18 protein-coding genes are annotated in these 14419 nt (G+C 66.3%); 1 reads left to right on the top strand and 17 read right to left on the bottom strand.

What is annotated here, in order from left to right; all coding sequences use genetic code 11:
* Window positions 1-24: 24 nt before the first annotated feature.
* The 11 genes from PGP17_RS14470 to PGP17_RS14420 all read right to left on the bottom strand — a co-directional run bounded on the left by PGP17_RS14470 (window position 25) and on the right by PGP17_RS14420 (window position 7649).
* The gene (locus PGP17_RS14470) at window positions 25-1467 is read right to left on the bottom strand and encodes an outer membrane protein assembly factor BamB family protein (RefSeq protein WP_270376075.1); all 1443 of its coding nucleotides are present in this window, start codon (window positions 1465-1467) and stop codon (window positions 25-27) included.
* Window positions 1468-2166, bottom strand: coding sequence for a tetratricopeptide repeat protein (locus tag PGP17_RS14465; protein ID WP_270376073.1), 699 nt, complete (start codon window positions 2164-2166; stop codon window positions 1468-1470).
* Between the two features lie 85 nt (window positions 2167-2251).
* Window positions 2252-3079 (bottom strand): 3-methyl-2-oxobutanoate hydroxymethyltransferase, encoded by an 828-nt coding sequence (gene panB, locus PGP17_RS14460; RefSeq protein ID WP_135943920.1) that lies wholly within the window; start codon window positions 3077-3079, stop codon window positions 2252-2254.
* 81 nt (window positions 3080-3160) lie between these two features.
* Window positions 3161-3520 (bottom strand): hypothetical protein, encoded by a 360-nt coding sequence (locus tag PGP17_RS14455; protein WP_270376071.1) that lies wholly within the window; start codon window positions 3518-3520, stop codon window positions 3161-3163.
* The gene (locus PGP17_RS14450; protein ID WP_135943922.1) at window positions 3517-4059 is read right to left on the bottom strand and encodes an RNA polymerase sigma factor; all 543 of its coding nucleotides are present in this window, start codon (window positions 4057-4059) and stop codon (window positions 3517-3519) included. The genes PGP17_RS14455 and PGP17_RS14450 overlap by 4 nt, the downstream gene beginning before the upstream one ends.
* A 35-nt stretch (window positions 4060-4094) precedes the next feature.
* Entirely contained in the window at window positions 4095-4478 is a 384-nt protein-coding gene (locus PGP17_RS14445; RefSeq protein WP_270376070.1) for a DUF6249 domain-containing protein, read from the bottom strand.
* A gap of 59 nt (window positions 4479-4537) precedes the next feature.
* Entirely contained in the window at window positions 4538-5122 is a 585-nt protein-coding gene (locus tag PGP17_RS14440) for an NnrU family protein (protein WP_270376063.1), read from the bottom strand.
* A 205-nt stretch (window positions 5123-5327) separates the two neighbouring features.
* The gene (locus tag PGP17_RS14435; protein ID WP_270376061.1) at window positions 5328-5630 is read right to left on the bottom strand and encodes a hypothetical protein; all 303 of its coding nucleotides are present in this window, start codon (window positions 5628-5630) and stop codon (window positions 5328-5330) included.
* Window positions 5627-6160: an RNA polymerase sigma factor gene (locus PGP17_RS14430; protein WP_270376059.1), complete on the bottom strand. Its 534-nt coding sequence runs from the start codon at window positions 6158-6160 to the stop codon at window positions 5627-5629. The genes PGP17_RS14435 and PGP17_RS14430 overlap by 4 nt, the downstream gene beginning before the upstream one ends.
* 1 nt (window position 6161) lies before the next feature.
* Window positions 6162-6587, bottom strand: coding sequence for a hypothetical protein (locus PGP17_RS14425; protein WP_270376057.1), 426 nt, complete (start codon window positions 6585-6587; stop codon window positions 6162-6164).
* A 531-nt stretch (window positions 6588-7118) separates the two neighbouring features.
* Window positions 7119-7649: a DUF2938 domain-containing protein gene (locus PGP17_RS14420; RefSeq protein WP_270376056.1), complete on the bottom strand. Its 531-nt coding sequence runs from the start codon at window positions 7647-7649 to the stop codon at window positions 7119-7121.
* 169 nt (window positions 7650-7818) lie between these two features.
* Between PGP17_RS14420 and PGP17_RS14415 the strand changes: the two genes are divergently transcribed.
* Window positions 7819-8250 carry a helix-turn-helix domain-containing protein gene (locus PGP17_RS14415; protein ID WP_270376055.1) on the top strand — a complete coding sequence of 144 codons (432 nt, stop codon included), beginning with the start codon at window positions 7819-7821 and terminating at the stop codon, window positions 8248-8250.
* Between the two features lie 136 nt (window positions 8251-8386).
* On the opposite strand, the gene PGP17_RS14410 is transcribed toward PGP17_RS14415, so the two are convergent.
* The 6 genes from PGP17_RS14410 to hutI all read right to left on the bottom strand — a co-directional run bounded on the left by PGP17_RS14410 (window position 8387) and on the right by hutI (window position 14318).
* Window positions 8387-8692 (bottom strand): hypothetical protein, encoded by a 306-nt coding sequence (locus tag PGP17_RS14410; protein ID WP_270376053.1) that lies wholly within the window; start codon window positions 8690-8692, stop codon window positions 8387-8389.
* Window positions 8692-9042, bottom strand: coding sequence for a type II toxin-antitoxin system RelE/ParE family toxin (locus PGP17_RS14405; RefSeq protein ID WP_270376052.1), 351 nt, complete (start codon window positions 9040-9042; stop codon window positions 8692-8694). The genes PGP17_RS14410 and PGP17_RS14405 overlap by 1 nt, the downstream gene beginning before the upstream one ends.
* Window positions 9043-9125: 83 nt before the next feature.
* Entirely contained in the window at window positions 9126-10796 is a 1671-nt protein-coding gene (gene hutU, locus PGP17_RS14400; RefSeq protein WP_135943929.1) for a urocanate hydratase, read from the bottom strand.
* Between the two features lie 12 nt (window positions 10797-10808).
* Window positions 10809-11612, bottom strand: coding sequence for an N-formylglutamate deformylase (gene hutG / locus PGP17_RS14395; RefSeq protein WP_270376204.1), 804 nt, complete (start codon window positions 11610-11612; stop codon window positions 10809-10811).
* On the bottom strand, window positions 11612-13150 hold the full coding sequence (gene hutH, locus PGP17_RS14390; RefSeq protein ID WP_270376050.1) for a histidine ammonia-lyase: 1539 nt from the start codon (window positions 13148-13150) through the stop codon (window positions 11612-11614). Before hutH ends, hutG begins: the two co-directional genes overlap by 1 nt.
* Before the next feature lies 1 nt (window position 13151).
* Window positions 13152-14318, bottom strand: coding sequence for an imidazolonepropionase (hutI, locus tag PGP17_RS14385; RefSeq protein ID WP_442915171.1), 1167 nt, complete (start codon window positions 14316-14318; stop codon window positions 13152-13154).
* Window positions 14319-14419: the final 101 nt, after the last annotated feature.

Here is a 14419-nt window from a genome sequence, read left to right as displayed (position 1 = left end):
GATCCTTGGATCGATGCCAATGCGCTAGCGGTAGGCCGAGAGCCGACCGTCATCGCTGAGGACATACACGGTCTGATCGGCAATGACTGGCGGGACGAACACAGCTTCGCCCACATCGCGGTCGCCCATGATTTCGCCGGTGCTGGCATCCACCAGCAGCAGGCTGCCGCGCGAGCTGCCGATGACCAAGCGTCCGCCGGCCATGATCGGACCGGCCCAGGCGATTCGCTGGCGGCGCTTTTCCGCATTGCGGAAGGCGCCAAGCTCAGTCAGCCAACGCAGCTGGCCGGTGTGGCGGTCCAGCGCGACGAGTTCGGCCTCGGTCGTGATGAGGTAGAGATAGTCGCCGACGAGCCAGGGCACGTGCAGGCCGCCAATCTCCTGGGTCCAGATGCGTTCGCCCGTATTCAGGTTGAACGCGGCCAGGATGCCCGAATGGCTCATGGCGTAGACGCGGTCATTGGTCACGACCGGGCTGCCGGAAATATCGTTGATCGTCGACATCGGCGTGAGGCCGCCGGTGCGCGTCAGGGAGTCCGACCACAGAACCGAACCGTTCGACACGCGCAGCGCGACCAGCTCGCCCGAGCTGTAGGGCGCGATGACGATTTCGCCGTACACGGCCGGGCTCGGCGCGGTCAGCAGACGCGCGCTTTCCGAGATACCGCGATGGGTCCAGAGCACTTCGCCGGACGTGGCGTCGATGGCGAACAGCTCGTTGTCGTCGGTGGTCAGGAAGACGCGGCCATCAGAAACGGTCGGAGCCGAATGGAACGGTGTGAAGGCGGTCTGGCGCCAGATTTCCTCGCCGGTGCCGGCATCGAGCGCCACGACGAACTCCGCGCCGCGGTGGGCGTAGACACGCCCGCCATCGACCGCGATGCCGCCGCCGAACGCCATGCGGTCCGCGCCGCCGCCACCGCTGCCGCCCACGAACGGGATGAAGGACAGGCCGAAGCCGCCCCCATCGTCGTTCTGCGTCTCGACCCGGTTGCGCTGGATGCGCCGGTCCCAGAGCCGGTCGCCGGTTTCCGCGTTGTGCGCCGAGATGCGTCCTTCCGCGTCGATCGCATAGATCACGTTGTCGAGCACCACCGGACGCGCATTGATGCGGCGGTCGCGGGCCGAACCCTGGCCGGCGCGCGCACGCCAGACGCGGTTCAGATCGCCGGCGGCGGCGGTGTGCTGCATGGCATGGCTGGGATAGCCGTCCGGCTGCGGCCAGCGGTCATTGGTGTAGGTACCGGGCAGGTCGATCGGCTGGCCGAACTGGTCGGAGCGCTCGATCGTCTGTTCAAAGGCCAGCACCGAGATACGCTCGGAGGCGGCCGGCGCGTTCGGATCGTCGGTTTCCTCGCCCGAGAACGGGTTCAGGGCGTTCAGGCGTTCGCCCGCGCCGCAGGCGCTCAGGGCAAGCGCGCAGGCGCCAAAGCCGGCCAGGCGCAGCAATTGGGTCATGGTCACCATCTAGTTTTCCTCACCCTCGCTCGCCGGGGTCTGCGCCTCGGCCGCAGGGGCCGGTGCGCGCTGTGCGATCAGGGCCAGGGCTTCGCCGGCCCGGCGCTGGAGATTTTGCGGAACGTCCAGCGAAAACGCGATCTGTTCGTAATGGCTGCGCGCCTCGTCCCAGCGCTCGGCCTGGATCGCGGCAAGCCCCATCAGCTCGCGCGCCAGCGGACCGGCCGGGCCCGTGCCTTCGGTCAGCGGTTCGGCCCGCAGCACGACGTCGTCATAGGACAGCTCGCTCTGCTCGATCAGCAGCGCCTTGTAGCGCGCGGTGTCGCGCGTCAGCCGGTCCGGAGCGGCCCTCGCGGCCTGTTCGAAGAAGCTGGCCGCCTCGTCCCGGTTGCCCGCTTCCAGCGCCAAGGCGCCGCGCTGCATCAGCGCCAGTGCCTGATAGCCGCGCGTGCCCTCCTCGGCCAGCGTGGTCAGGGCCGCGTCGGCGCGCGCCGTATCGCCGGACTGGTAGGCCTCTATGGCCTCCATCATCTGCGAACCGGCAGTGGCCCGGTTCGCGCTCTCGTTCGCGCCATACCATTGATAACCGGCCACACCGAGGATCACCGCGGCGGCAGCGCCCAGCACCCAGGGCCCGTAGGTCCTGAACAACTGGGTATAGCGTTCCTTGCGAAGTTCTTCTTCGACTTCGTCGAATACGTCGGCCAATCGGGGCGCTCCGGAAATTTCGAGGTTTTAAAACGTGGCGGGACCCTAGCCGCAGGCGGCGGGCCGGGCAATACGGGCGTGCTGCTTAGCCAGCCTTCACATGATAGACGTGTTCGGGGCCGGGAAAACTGCGCGCGCGGACCTCCTCGGCAAAGCGGCGCGCGGCCTCGTCGGTCAACCCGCGCAAATCGGCGTATTTCTTCACGAAACGCGGCACCCAGTCGGACTGGCCCAGCATGTCGTTGACGACAAGAACCTGGCCGTCGCATTTCGCCGACGCGCCGATGCCGATGGTCGGCGCGCTGACCGCCGCGCTGATCTCTTCGGCCAGATCCTGCGACGTGCCCTCGATGACGATGGAAAACGCGCCCGCCTCGTCGGTCAGGCGCGCCTCTTCCAGCACGCGGTCGCGCTCGGTCTGGCTGCGGCCCTTTGCCTTGAAGCCGCCATCGGCCAGCGAGGCCTGCGGGCGCAGGCCGACATGGCCCATCACCGGCACGCCGCGCTCGGTCAGGAAGCGCACGGTTTCGGCGGCAAAAGCGCCGGTTTCCAGCTTGACCGCCTGCGCGCCGGTCTCGGCGAGGATGCGCGACGCGTTCTCGAACGCCTGCTGCGGGCTCTTCTCATAGCTGCCGAACGGCATGTCGATCACCACCAGCGCCTGACGCGCGCGGCGCATCACCGCCTGGCCGTGCAGGATCATCATCTCCATCGTCACCCCGATCGTGCTCGGCAATCCGTGCACGACCATGCCCAGCGAATCTCCCACCAGCAGCACATCGCAATGGGGGTCGAGAAGACCCGCGGTCGGCGCGTCGTAGGCGGTCAGGCAGACAATGGGCTCACCGCCCTTGCGGGCACGGATGGAGGGCGGGGTCTGGCGTTTGACCGGTGTCTCGGATTGGGCGGACATGGAGGCTACCTTCAGTCACGGGCTCGCGAATGCGCGCACCATAACCCGCTTTCGTATCGGCACAATCGGTCGCGCGATGCGCTACAGCGCGCCCCGGCGCGGCATCACGGCGGCGAAGGCCAGCGCGAAGGCAGCGGCAATCGCGCCGACCAGCAAATGAGGCTCGATGCCCGCCCCGGCCATGGACACCTGGGGCAGCGTCTCGCCCAGCCAGGCTCCGGCGCGCGGCAGCTGGCTTCCGGCCAGAAGCGCACCGGCGCCGCCCGCCGCGGCGAGCGCCCAGAAGCGCGCCCGCTCGGGCCGTTCCAGCCGCGCGATCAGCGCCTGGGTAAACTCGTCGCGCGCATAGCGCGTCTCGAACGGTGCGCGCGCCTCGTCGAACATCGCCGACAGGTGTGCGTCGAAGCCGGAATTGAAGGATGGGTCGGTCGAACCGGTCATGCGGCCATCTCCCTCTGCTCGAACCAGGCGCGCAGCTTGTCGCGCCCTCGATTGACATGGGACTTCACCGTCCCCAGCGCCAGCCCTGTGATCTCGGCTGCCTCGCCATGGCTGAGCCCGTTGGCGTAGCAGAGGATGACACAGGTGCGCTCGTCGGCTTTCAGCGTGGCCAGCGCCCGGTCGAGATCGAGCGACTGGCCGGCCGTGGACGGGGCGGCCCCGATCTCTTCGGGTTCGCGCGCCAGGGCGTCCTCGGTGCGCCGCGAGGCCCGGGTCTTGCGCGCCTGCATCAGGAACTGGGTGTAGGCGATCCGGCACAGCCAGGCCTTGAAGCTGCCCGATCCCGAATACGCATCGATCTTGCGATAGGCCTGCACGAAGGTGTCCTGGGCCAGATCCTCGGCCAGCGCGTGGTTGCGGCACATCCGCATCAGCATCGCCCGCACCAGGCCCTGATAGCGGCGCACAAGCTCGCCGAAGGCGGCGGCGTCCTGCGCCGCCGCCACCAGCGAGACCAGTTCTTCGTCGCTCAGGTCCACGGGCGATCCATCCTTAAGCCGGCAGACTTGCTGCCTCAGTCGTCACGCTTGCGTCCGAACCAGCCGAACAAGAGCAGCACGACGCCGATGAAGCCGGGGAAGCTCGCAATCGCTGTCATGATGGGCAGCACTTCGCTGGCTTCTTCCGGCTCGACCATGCTGATGGCCCAGCCCAGGACCAGGCAGCTCAGCGCAATCGCGATCAGGATCGCACCGGGTTTCAGATCGCCGCCGGACGATTTCTTCGGCATGCCGAGCGCGCGGACCGTCTCCGGCGACAGCGGCTGGCCCTCGCGGACCGCCTCGCGCACCGTATCGAGCACGGCTCTGCGGTTACGCGAGGTAAAATGCATGGACAGCCAGACGATGGCGACAACCATCGCAAACAGGCCGAGTGGAACCAACAGACCCTCATCCATGGGGTATCTCCTTTGTGTCAGCTGTGTCCGGCCAACCGATATTCCCGGACATCTGACTCCTAGATGCCGGGTGGTGTGACTTCGGATGCAAACCCGATCACCGCGACGCCGAAGAGCTGCATATGAAACAGCGCCAGCAGGCCGGCGAGCGCGAGCCCGATCACGATCGCGGCGGCATCGGCCCGGAAGCGTCCGGGATTCTCGAACTCACCGCCGCGGATGAAGTCTTCGAGCAGGGTGACCACCGCCCAGGCCGCGAAGCTGCCGAACAGAATGATGTTGGCCAGCTCGCCATTGGCGACCAGATGCGCCGCCGACCACAGCAGCACGCCGATCGTCATCGGATGGCGAAGCTGAGAGCGGATGTGCGTGGGCAGATAGGCTGCCACCACCAGGACCAGCGACGCCGGTACCAGGACAAGCGCGACCGTGCGCGTCCAGGCCGGGGGCAGCCACAGCTCTGGCGACGGGTGGGACAGAATGTGTCCATAGACGATCAGCGCCAGCCCGATGGCCGACAACAGAGAATAGAGGACGGCAAACAGCCCCTCGCCCATCGCGCGCGCGGTCACGTCGCGCAGCCCGACGAGGCGGATCGAATGCACACCCAGAAAAATCACCAGTCCGACAATCAAGACGCCCATCAGGCCCTCCCAAAATCAGGGGGAGACTAGGCCGAGTCCGGCAGCGCTGGCGAGAATGACACACGTCACCGCGCGGGTTTTGCCCGGTGTGTGGCCGGCGTGCCGATGGGGGTGGCCCCCGGAGGAGGCCGAAGTAAATCAGAGGCTCAAACACGCTTTTGCCCCGTCCTGCCCGCGAACCACCGGAAGGCAAGCGTAGAAAGCCCTACCCGGCGCGCGTCAGACCGCGATCAAGATAGCGATAGGCCTGCCATGCCAGACCGGACACCACGAGACCGGCGACGAGGACGGGGGCGAGCGTCTCACCCAGCACACGGCCGGCTTCGCCGAGCGCGGGACCGCTGAAGGCCAGGGCCGGGACAGTGATCGCCAGCAGGACGAGACCGACAAGGACTTCGCGCACCAGACGGCGGCGGGCGCCGCGTGCCATCACACCGGCCCGGAAATCCGCATCGAAGGCGGGGGCATCGAGCGCGCCCAGAGCGTGGATCAGGTCGTCATCGGTCATCGGTCTTGTCCTAGCAGAAGCTCGCTCAGGCGGGCGCGCCCTCTGGCAATATGTGACTTTACACTACCCAGCGGCAAATCGAGAATCTCCGCCGCTTCCTGATGGGTCCATCCACCGGCCAGGCAGAGCGCGATGGCGCCGCGCTGCTCCACGGTGAGCGCGGCCAGCGCCCGGGCCGCCGCCATCGCGGCCTCGCCCGCCGTTCCGGTATCGGAGGGCTGCATGCTGGCAAACGCCTCCTCGCGGCGCCCGCGCCGGGCCTCGGCCCGTCGGCCCTCGCGCGCCTTGCGCCAGACGATCGCCAGAAGCCAGGAGCGGAACCGCTCCGGCTCACGCAGATCGCCCAGCCGCGTCCAGGCATGAAGGAAAGCCTCCTGCGCGATGTCGTCACCATCGGCCGGATTGGCCGCGAGGCGGCGCGCAAAGTTCCGCGCCGCCTGTGCGTGACGGTCCACGAGCCGGCCGAACGCGAGGTCCGAACCGGCCCGGGCCGAGGCAATCAGCGCGCTGTCATCCCCCCCGCGCGCCATGTTACTTGCGGCGGCCGCCGAAGAGGCTCGCGCCCAGGAAGGCGACCGACAGCACACCCAGTATCATCGCCACGAAGTAGAATTCCTCATTGCGACCGAGCATCTCGCTATAGCCAGCATAGGCGAACACCCCGGCCAGCCCGGCAAACAGGACGACCAGGAAGGCCGAGCCGCCGCCTGAGCTGCCCGACGACGACGTGCCCATGCCGCTCCAGTCTTCCTCGTCCTCATCGTCGCGGTCCAGGCTGGCGATCAGATCGGCCGGCGCCTCCTTGCCGGCGGCGGCATAGGTCTTGATCAGATCGATCTTCGCCTTGGTCCGCTGATAGCGCATCACGCTGTTCCAGCCGCCGGCCACGAAGAAGGCCAGCGGGAAGAGCAGCCACCAATAGCTGGAAAAGAAGTCTGCGGCTCCGTAATCGTTCATTTTTCCGTCTCCTCTCCTGCCCGTCATTCCGGGCGGTTCGAGAGTAAGTGGCCGCGAGAGACGGGTCTGGATGCAGGCGGATGAAATTTATTTTCGTGGGGGCGCGCTCTCTCCTGGGTCCCAGCTTTCGCTGGGAGCGAGACGTGGAGGTAGGACCGAGAGAAAAAACCTGTCGCCCCGAACGGTCGGAGACCGATCCGGGGTGACGCGGAGTTGGGGTTATTTAAAGACCGATGAGAACTACTCTTTCCCAGCGAAGGCTGGGACCCAGAGAGCATCGGGTGCCGGCATCCGATGACGCAGCCCCGTCCTTTCCTGGGTCCTGACTTTCGTCAGGAAAGAGGGGGAAGCGGTTTCGCTTGCCCTCCGATGCTTCGAGGCTCGCTTTGCTCGCGCCTCAGCATGAGGGAGGCGGGTTGGCTTTAAGTATCTGATATATTTTAGTTAATGAGTCGATGTCATCCATCCCCCTCACCCTGAGGTGCCCGGCTGAAAGCCGGGCCTCGAAGGGTCGGATGCCGCCGCCTCACCCTACCCCAATAGCCCCGGCAGGGTCAGCTGGTGCTCGCGTGCGCTGTCGAGGGCGAGCGCCGTCAGGTAGAGGCCCAGCCCGAAAACCGTATGCGTGATGAGGGTTCTCGCGCGCGCCTGCGCCGGATTGGGCGTGCGTGCGGCAAACAGGCCCGCCCCCAGAACCGGCTGCAGGATGAGAAAGGGGGCTAGCGTGCTGATCCAGCCTGCGGCCAGCGCCGGACCGGGTGTGGGCTCCAGAACCCAGGACGGCCCGACCACGGCGATCAATGCTCCCGCGAAAACAACCCCTATGGCGTAGTGGGCGGCCCATCCGAGCGGCCGCTCGCCGGAAACCGGCGATCGCTGGGCGAGGGCCGGACCGGCGAAACGCCCGCCCGCAAGCCGGAGCAGCCAGCGCCCGACCAGCCGGTATTCCAACGAGGCCACACCATAGACCGCCCGCAGCATGAGGGCCCAAAGGTCGAGAATGGCGGTCGCGCCCGCCCCGAGCAGCACAATGACGAACCCCACGCCTAGGATCTCACTCATCATCGCCCCCGCCCGCCTGTGCGCCGGCGCGCCGGCATGGCGTGCTGGGCTGGATCTGATCGTCGGCCATGCAGGGATCGAAAACCGGGTCTCGTCATCGCTGTCCTCCACTTGTGTCTGCAGTGATCGAGGCCTAGCGTGCCACTTCAAGTCGACTTGAGGTCAAGCGATGAAAGACATCGATATCGCAGAGGTCTCCCGCCAGACCGGCATCCCCGCCTCAACGCTGCGTTATTACGAGGAGAAGGGACTGATCGCCTCGACCGGACGCCGTGGCCTGCGCCGGCTGTTCGATCCCGGCGTGATCGAGCGCCTGTCCCTGATCGCGCTCGGCCGGGCGGCGGGATTTTCCCTGGATGATATCGCGGACATGTTCGCGCCCGATGGAGCGCCGCAAATCTCCAGGCCACAGCTGAGGGCCAAGGCAGATGAAATCGACGCCCTCATCTCCCAGCTGCGCGCCTTGAGCGACGGGCTGCGTCACGCCGCGCAATGCCCGGCGCCCACGCACATGGACTGCCCGAGTTTCCAGCGCCTGATGCGCGCCGCCGCCGCCGGCCGGATCAAGCTGCCTCGCGCCGTCACGGCCCGGCCGCGCTGATGCGTCCTCTCTCTGCTCTTTCCCAGCGAATGCTGGGATCCAGGGAGCGTAGTGCGCCCTGTCCTCCCTCTGTCCTGACTTTCGTCAGGACAGAGGGGGCGCAAGAGGGGGCGGGCTGGAGAAGCGGGGCATACCGCTACACCAATCCGATGCGCAACTCGCGTCCAAGCGCCCGCGCCGCGCGACCGAGCGTGGCGAGTTCGATCCGGTCGTTGTCCGGGTCCAGAAGCCGGTCGAGCTGGCTGCGGCTGGTGTTCATGCGGCGCGCCATCTCCACCTTGGTGATGCGCTGACGCGTCATCTCCTCGGCCAGCTGCCAGGCGACCACGCGCTTGATTGCGGCCGCCTGGACGTCCTCATAGATATTCTCTTCGCGCAGAAAGTCGTCGAAGCCCGATCCGATCGCCGCCTTCGGATTGTCCGGTTTGGTCTGTCCGTCCATCACATCACCTCCTTCATGCGCCGGGCTGCCTTGTCGATCTCGGTCTGGGGTGTCTTCTGGGTCTTCTTGATGAAGCCGCTCAACAAGACCATGCGGTCGCCGGCAATGCAGAAGATCACACGCGCAATGCGGCCTCCCGGCAGAGACGAGCGCACTTCGCGCAGCCCGTATCCGAGCGGGCGGCAGACCGGCATGCCCACCGGCCAGCCATACTCTACCGTAGCAATATCCACGCCGACGATCTTGCGGTCCCCGGCGCTCAATTCGTCCTTCAGCCAGTCGCGGACCGGCTCTCCACCCGACGCTGTACGGTAGAAGACCGCCTGAAGTGTCTTGGGTGCCGGGCTCAAGCGCTGTCCCCTTTTTGTCAACCGTTATGTACTATACCCGGTACATCTACGCAAGGTATTATCCATGACGCGCGCCAGAACCCCTACCCCAATATCCCCGGCAGGGTCAGCTGGTGTTCGCGTGCGCAGTCGAGGGCGAGGTCGTAGCCGGCGTCGGCGTGGCGCATGACGCCGGTGGCCGGGTCGTTCCACAGGACGCGTTCGAGGCGCCTGGCCGCGGCGTCGGTGCCGTCGGCGCAGATCACCATGCCGGCGTGCTGGGAAAAGCCCATGCCCACCCCGCCGCCATGATGGAGCGAGACCCAGGTCGCGCCCGACGCGGTGTTGAGCAGCGCGTTGAGCAGCGGCCAGTCGGAGACGGCGTCCGACCCGTCCTTCATCGCCTCGGTTTCCCGGTTGGGCGAGGCGACGGAGCCGGAATCGAGATGATCGCGCCCGATCACGACGGGGGCTTTCAGCTCCCCGCTGGCCACCATCTCGTTGAAGGCGAGCCCGGCGCGGTGGCGCTCGCCCAGCCCGATCCAGCAGATGCGCGCGGGCAGGCCCTGAAACGCGATGCGCTCGCGCGCCATGTCGAGCCAGGTGTGAAGCTGCTCGTTTTCCGGGAAGAGCTCCTTCATCTTCGCGTCGGTCTTGTAGATGTCTTCCGGATCGCCGGACAGCGCGCACCAGCGGAACGGGCCGACGCCGCGGCAGAAGAGCGGGCGGATATAGGCGGGCACGAAGCCGGGGAAGGCGAAGGCATCCTCCAGCCCCTCCTCTTTGGCCACCTGGCGGATATTATTGCCGTAATCGAGCGTCGGGATGCCGCGATTCCAGAAGGCGACCATCGCCGCGACATGCTCCTTCATCGACGCGCGCGCGGCCTTTTCGACCGCCTTGGGATCGCTTTCGCGTTTCTCGCGCCACTCGGCGATCGACCAGCCCTTGGGCAGATAGCCATTGACCGGATCGTGGGCGGAGGTCTGGTCGGTGACGATGTCCGGGGCGACGCCGCGGCGTACCAGCTCGGGGAAGATCTCGGCGGCATTGCCGAGCAGGCCGACCGATTTGGCCTCGCCCGCCTTGGTCCAGCGTTCGATCATCGCCAGCGCCTCGTCCAGCGTCTCCGCGCGCTCGTCGAGATAGCGGGTGCGCAGGCGGAAATCGATGCGGGTGGAATCGCACTCCACGGCGAGGCAGCACGCCCCGGCCATAACGGCGGCGAGCGGCTGCGCCCCGCCCATGCCGCCCAGCCCCGCGGTCAGGATCCACTTGCCGGAGAGATCGCCGTCATAATGCTGGCGCCCGGCCTCGGCGAAGGTCTCGAACGTGCCCTGCACGATGCCCTGCGTGCCGATATAGATCCAGGAGCCGGCCGTCATCTGGCCGTACATCATCAGACCCTTGCGATCGAGCTCGCTGAAATGGTCCCAGGTCGCCCAGTGCGGCACCAGGTTGGAATTGGCGATCAGCACGCGCGGCGCATCGGTGTGGGTGCGAAACACCCCGACCGGCTTGCCCGACTGGACCAGCAGCGTCTCGTCGTCCTCAAGGCTTTTCAGGCTTTCCACGATGCGGTCGAAATCCTCCCAGCTGCGCGCCGCCTTGCCGATCCCGCCATAGACGACCAGCTCGTGCGGGTTTTCCGCGACGTCGGGGTGGAGATTGTTCATCAGCATGCGCATCGGCGCTTCGGTCAGCCAGGACTTGGCCGAAATCTGCGTCCCCGTGGGCGGATAGATGTCGCGGGTATTGCGGCGTGAGGTCGACATGGGAGGTTTTCCTTATCCGGGTTGGAGACCGCGCAGGTGCGCCAGCAATGTGTCGAGAACCGATTTGAGGACCGGGCGCAGGCGCTCCGCCTTCGCTTCGTCATAGGCAAAGGGCGGGGCTTCCGATTGCAGATAGGCCGACTGGGTCAGCTCCATCTGGACGGCGTGAACGCCCTCGTCCGGGCGTCCGTAGTGACGCGTCGTCCATCCGCCCTTGAAGCGGCCATTCACGACCGTCGAATACCCCCTCGCCGACCGGCACACCTCTTCCATCGCGGTCTGCAGTTCGCGCGCGCAGGTCCGCCCTTCATTGGTGCCGATATTGAAGTCGGGCAGCCGGCCCTCGAACAGGTAGGGGATCTCGGACCGGATGGAGTGGCAGTCATAGACCAGCGCGATCCCGTGTTCGGCGCGCACGCGCTCTATCTCTGACTGCAATGCGCCGTGATAGGCGCTGTGATAGCGCTCACGCCGTTCGGCCTGCTCGGCCTCATCCGGCTCCTCTCCCTCGCGGTAGAGCCGGTTGCCGTCGAAGTCGGTGACCGGGCAGAGGCCGGTCGTGTTCTGCCCCGGATAGAGGCTGTGACCCTCCGGATCGCGGTTCGCGTCGATCAGATAGCGATGAAAATTGGCGCGCACCATCGTCGCGTCCGGCACCAGTCGCGAATAGAGGCGATCGACATGCCAATCGGTGTCAGATAGCGATTCTGCGCATGGATTTAGCCGCGCGTGAAGCGGCTTTGGTACCCAGATACCCGCATGTGGTACCGCCAGAACCAGTGGTCCTGACCCGCGCGTGACCGTGACCGGCTCCATCACCGCGGCTCCAGGTTCAGATGGCCCCCAATGCCTGCCGCCCGGGCGAGATCGCCTGCCCTGACACGCTTTGCCGCACGGGCGAGCTCCGGCGCCATGTAGCGATCTTCCTTCAGAGACGGACAGTCCTCGCGCAGGCTGGCAATGACCGCTTCCAGGCGTGGGCTGGATTTCGCTTCGGAGCGAAGCTCGATTCCTTGAGCGGCGCAAAGCCATTCAATTGCAATGATTTGCGAGAGGTTTTGAGTCATCTGCATCAGGCGTCGCGCCCCATGGGCAGCCATCGAGACATGGTCTTCCTGATTGGCGCTCGTCGGCGTTGAATCGGTCGAACATGGCGTGGCCAAATGCTTGTTTTCACTCATCAAAGCCGCCGACGTCACCTCCGCGATCATGTAGCCTGAGTTCAATCCCGGCTCTGGCGTCAGGAAGGCGGGAAGCCCATGGGACAAGGCCGGATCGACCATGACCGCAATGCGCCGCTGGGCAATCGCCCCGAGCTCCGCGACGGCCAGCGCGATCTGGTCGGCGGCAAAGGCAACCGGTTCGGCATGAAAGTTACCCCCCGACACAATGGTGCCGGTCGAGGTCAGGACGAGCGGGTTGTCGGTGACGGCATTGGCTTCGATTTCAAGGGTTTGCGCAACCTGGCGCAAAAGGTCCACACACGCCCCGGCGACCTGGGGCTGGCATCTTATGCAATAGGGATCCTGGACGCGGCTGTCGCCATCGCGATGGCTTTCGCGGATCTGGGAACCCTCCATGAGGTCCCGCAACGCGGCAGCCACTTCGATCTGCCCGCGATGACCGCGAAGTGTATGAATTTCTTCTTCAAACGGCGCCGTGGACCCCATCACAGCATCGGTCGACAGCGCGCCGGTGACCACCGCGCTCCGCGCGCAGGTCCAGACCTCGAACAGCGCTGCGAGCGCGTAAGCAGTTGAAAACTGGGTACCATTGATGAGGGCCAGGCCCTCCTTGGCGCCGAGCTCGATCGGCTCCACACCGGCGCGCTGCAACGCCTCGCGCGCGGGCAGAACCTCTCCCTCAAGGACGATCTCGCCCTCTCCGATCAGCGCCGCCGCCATGTGTGCCAGTGGCGCGAGATCCCCGGACGCGCCTACGGAACCTTGCGCAGGTATATGAGGCAAAAGGTCTTTTTCGATCAGCGTTTCGATCTGGACGATGGTCTGCCAGCCGACCCCGGACGCGCCCCGGCCCAGCGACAGCAGCTTGAGCGCCATCATCAGGCGTACGATCTCCGGGGGCATGGCCTCGCCCACGCCGCAGCAATGGGACAGGACCAGATTGCGTTGAAGATGGGCGGTTTCTTCAGGCGCGATGCGGACGCTGGCCAGCTTGCCGAAGCCGGTATTGACCCCGTAGACGGCCGCGTCCCCGGCGGAGGCTTCGGCCACACGCTGCGCCGCCGTCTCGACCACCGCCCGGCAGGACCGGTCCAGCGTGACCGGACCGCCGCCCGACCGGTAAAGGTTTTCCAGTTGAGAGAGCGTCGCGCCGCCCGGAACGAGATTCATGCTAGAAATCTCCTGCAAAGATGCGGGTATGCAGCGGGTTGAAGCCGATGCGGTAGGTCAGCTCGGCCGGGTGGCGGACATCCCACACGGCGAGATCGGCACGGCAGCCGGCAGCGATCACTCCGGCATCACTCAAGCCCAGCGCCCGCGCGGCGTTGCGCGTGGTTCCGGCAAGCGCCTCTTCCGGGGTGACGCGAAACAGGGTCGCGGCCATGTTCATCGCCAGCAGAAGCGAGGTGAGAGGCGCGGTTCCAGGATTGCAGTCGGTCGCCACAGCGAGCCTGACGCCTTCCCGGCGCAGCACGGCGAGCGGCGGCAGCCTTGTCTCGCGCAGCGTGTAGAAGGCCCCCGGGACCAGCACACCGACCGTGCCCGCTTCGGCGAGCGCCTTAGCACCGGATTCATCAAGATATTCAAGGTGGTCGGCGGACAATCCACCATAGCGCGCCGTCAGCGCCGAGCCGCCGAGATTGGATAATTGTTCCGCATGCAGCTTGACCGGTAGACCCAGCTTGCGGGCCGCATCGAAGACGCGCGCCATCTGGGCGGTCGAGAAGGCGATGCCCTCGCAGAAGCCATCGACCGCATCGACGAGCCCAGCCTCATGCGCCGCGTCGAGGCCCGGCAGGACCACGTCGTCGATATAGGCGTCCGCGCGGCCTTCATACTCGGGCGGGACGGTGTGAGCGGCAAGATAGGTGGTACGAACGCGCACCGGCCGGACCTCGGCGATACGGCGCGCCACGCGCAGCATTTTCAGCTCGTCCTCAATCGTCAGGCCATAGCCCGACTTGATCTCGAGCGTCGTCACACCTTCGCGCAGAAGCGCATCGACGCGCGGCAGGGCCTGCTCCAGGAGGGCGTCTTCACTGGCGGCCCGGGTATCGCGGACCGTGGACAGGATGCCGCCGCCGGCCCTGGCGACCTCTTCATAGCTCGCCCCCTCCAGACGCTGCTCGAACTCGCGCGCCCGGTCCCCGCCGAACACGATATGGGTGTGGCAATCGATCAGGCCCGGCGTGACGAGGCGTCCGTCCAGATCGACCGTGCGCGCGGTCTTGAATGCGGCCGGCACGTCATCGTGCGGGCCGCACCAGGCAATCGTCTCGCCCTCGATCGCGACCGCCGCGTTCTCGATCAGGCCGTAGGGCGTCCCGCCCTCGGTCATCGTGGCCAGTCTTGCGTTTGTCAGAAGGGTTGCGGGCACGGGCGCCACCTTGAATAACTCGCGTTTAGCTGCATTATGTGTGCACATATTAACGTGTCAAT

Source organism: Marinicauda sp. Alg238-R41 (assembly GCF_947331485.1).
GTDB lineage: Bacteria > Pseudomonadota > Alphaproteobacteria > Caulobacterales > Maricaulaceae > Marinicauda > Marinicauda pacifica.
Note: the sequence above shows the minus strand (reverse complement) of the source record. Positions and strands in the feature narration are given on the sequence as shown.

Coding starts and splice junctions, on each gene's coding strand:
- PGP17_RS14470 (WP_270376075.1), bottom strand. CDS start 1,467: ATGGTGACCATGACCCAATTGCTGCGCCTGGCCGGCTTTGGCGCCTGC.
- panB (WP_135943920.1), bottom strand. CDS start 3,079: ATGTCCGCCCAATCCGAGACACCGGTCAAACGCCAGACCCCGCCCTCC.
- PGP17_RS14455 (WP_270376071.1), bottom strand. CDS start 3,520: ATGACCGGTTCGACCGACCCATCCTTCAATTCCGGCTTCGACGCACAC.
- PGP17_RS14445 (WP_270376070.1), bottom strand. CDS start 4,478: ATGGATGAGGGTCTGTTGGTTCCACTCGGCCTGTTTGCGATGGTTGTC.
- PGP17_RS14440 (WP_270376063.1), bottom strand. CDS start 5,122: ATGGGCGTCTTGATTGTCGGACTGGTGATTTTTCTGGGTGTGCATTCG.
- PGP17_RS14435 (WP_270376061.1), bottom strand. CDS start 5,630: ATGACCGATGACGACCTGATCCACGCTCTGGGCGCGCTCGATGCCCCC.
- PGP17_RS14430 (WP_270376059.1), bottom strand. CDS start 6,160: ATGGCGCGCGGGGGGGATGACAGCGCGCTGATTGCCTCGGCCCGGGCC.
- PGP17_RS14425 (WP_270376057.1), bottom strand. CDS start 6,587: ATGAACGATTACGGAGCCGCAGACTTCTTTTCCAGCTATTGGTGGCTG.
- PGP17_RS14420 (WP_270376056.1), bottom strand. CDS start 7,649: ATGAGTGAGATCCTAGGCGTGGGGTTCGTCATTGTGCTGCTCGGGGCG.
- PGP17_RS14415 (WP_270376055.1), top strand. CDS start 7,819: ATGAAAGACATCGATATCGCAGAGGTCTCCCGCCAGACCGGCATCCCC.
- PGP17_RS14410 (WP_270376053.1), bottom strand. CDS start 8,692: ATGGACGGACAGACCAAACCGGACAATCCGAAGGCGGCGATCGGATCG.
- hutU (WP_135943929.1), bottom strand. CDS start 10,796: ATGTCGACCTCACGCCGCAATACCCGCGACATCTATCCGCCCACGGGG.
- hutG (WP_270376204.1), bottom strand. CDS start 11,612: ATGGAGCCGGTCACGGTCACGCGCGGGTCAGGACCACTGGTTCTGGCG.
- hutH (WP_270376050.1), bottom strand. CDS start 13,150: ATGAATCTCGTTCCGGGCGGCGCGACGCTCTCTCAACTGGAAAACCTT.
- hutI (WP_442915171.1), bottom strand. CDS start 14,318: ATGACCGAGGGCGGGACGCCCTACGGCCTGATCGAGAACGCGGCGGTC.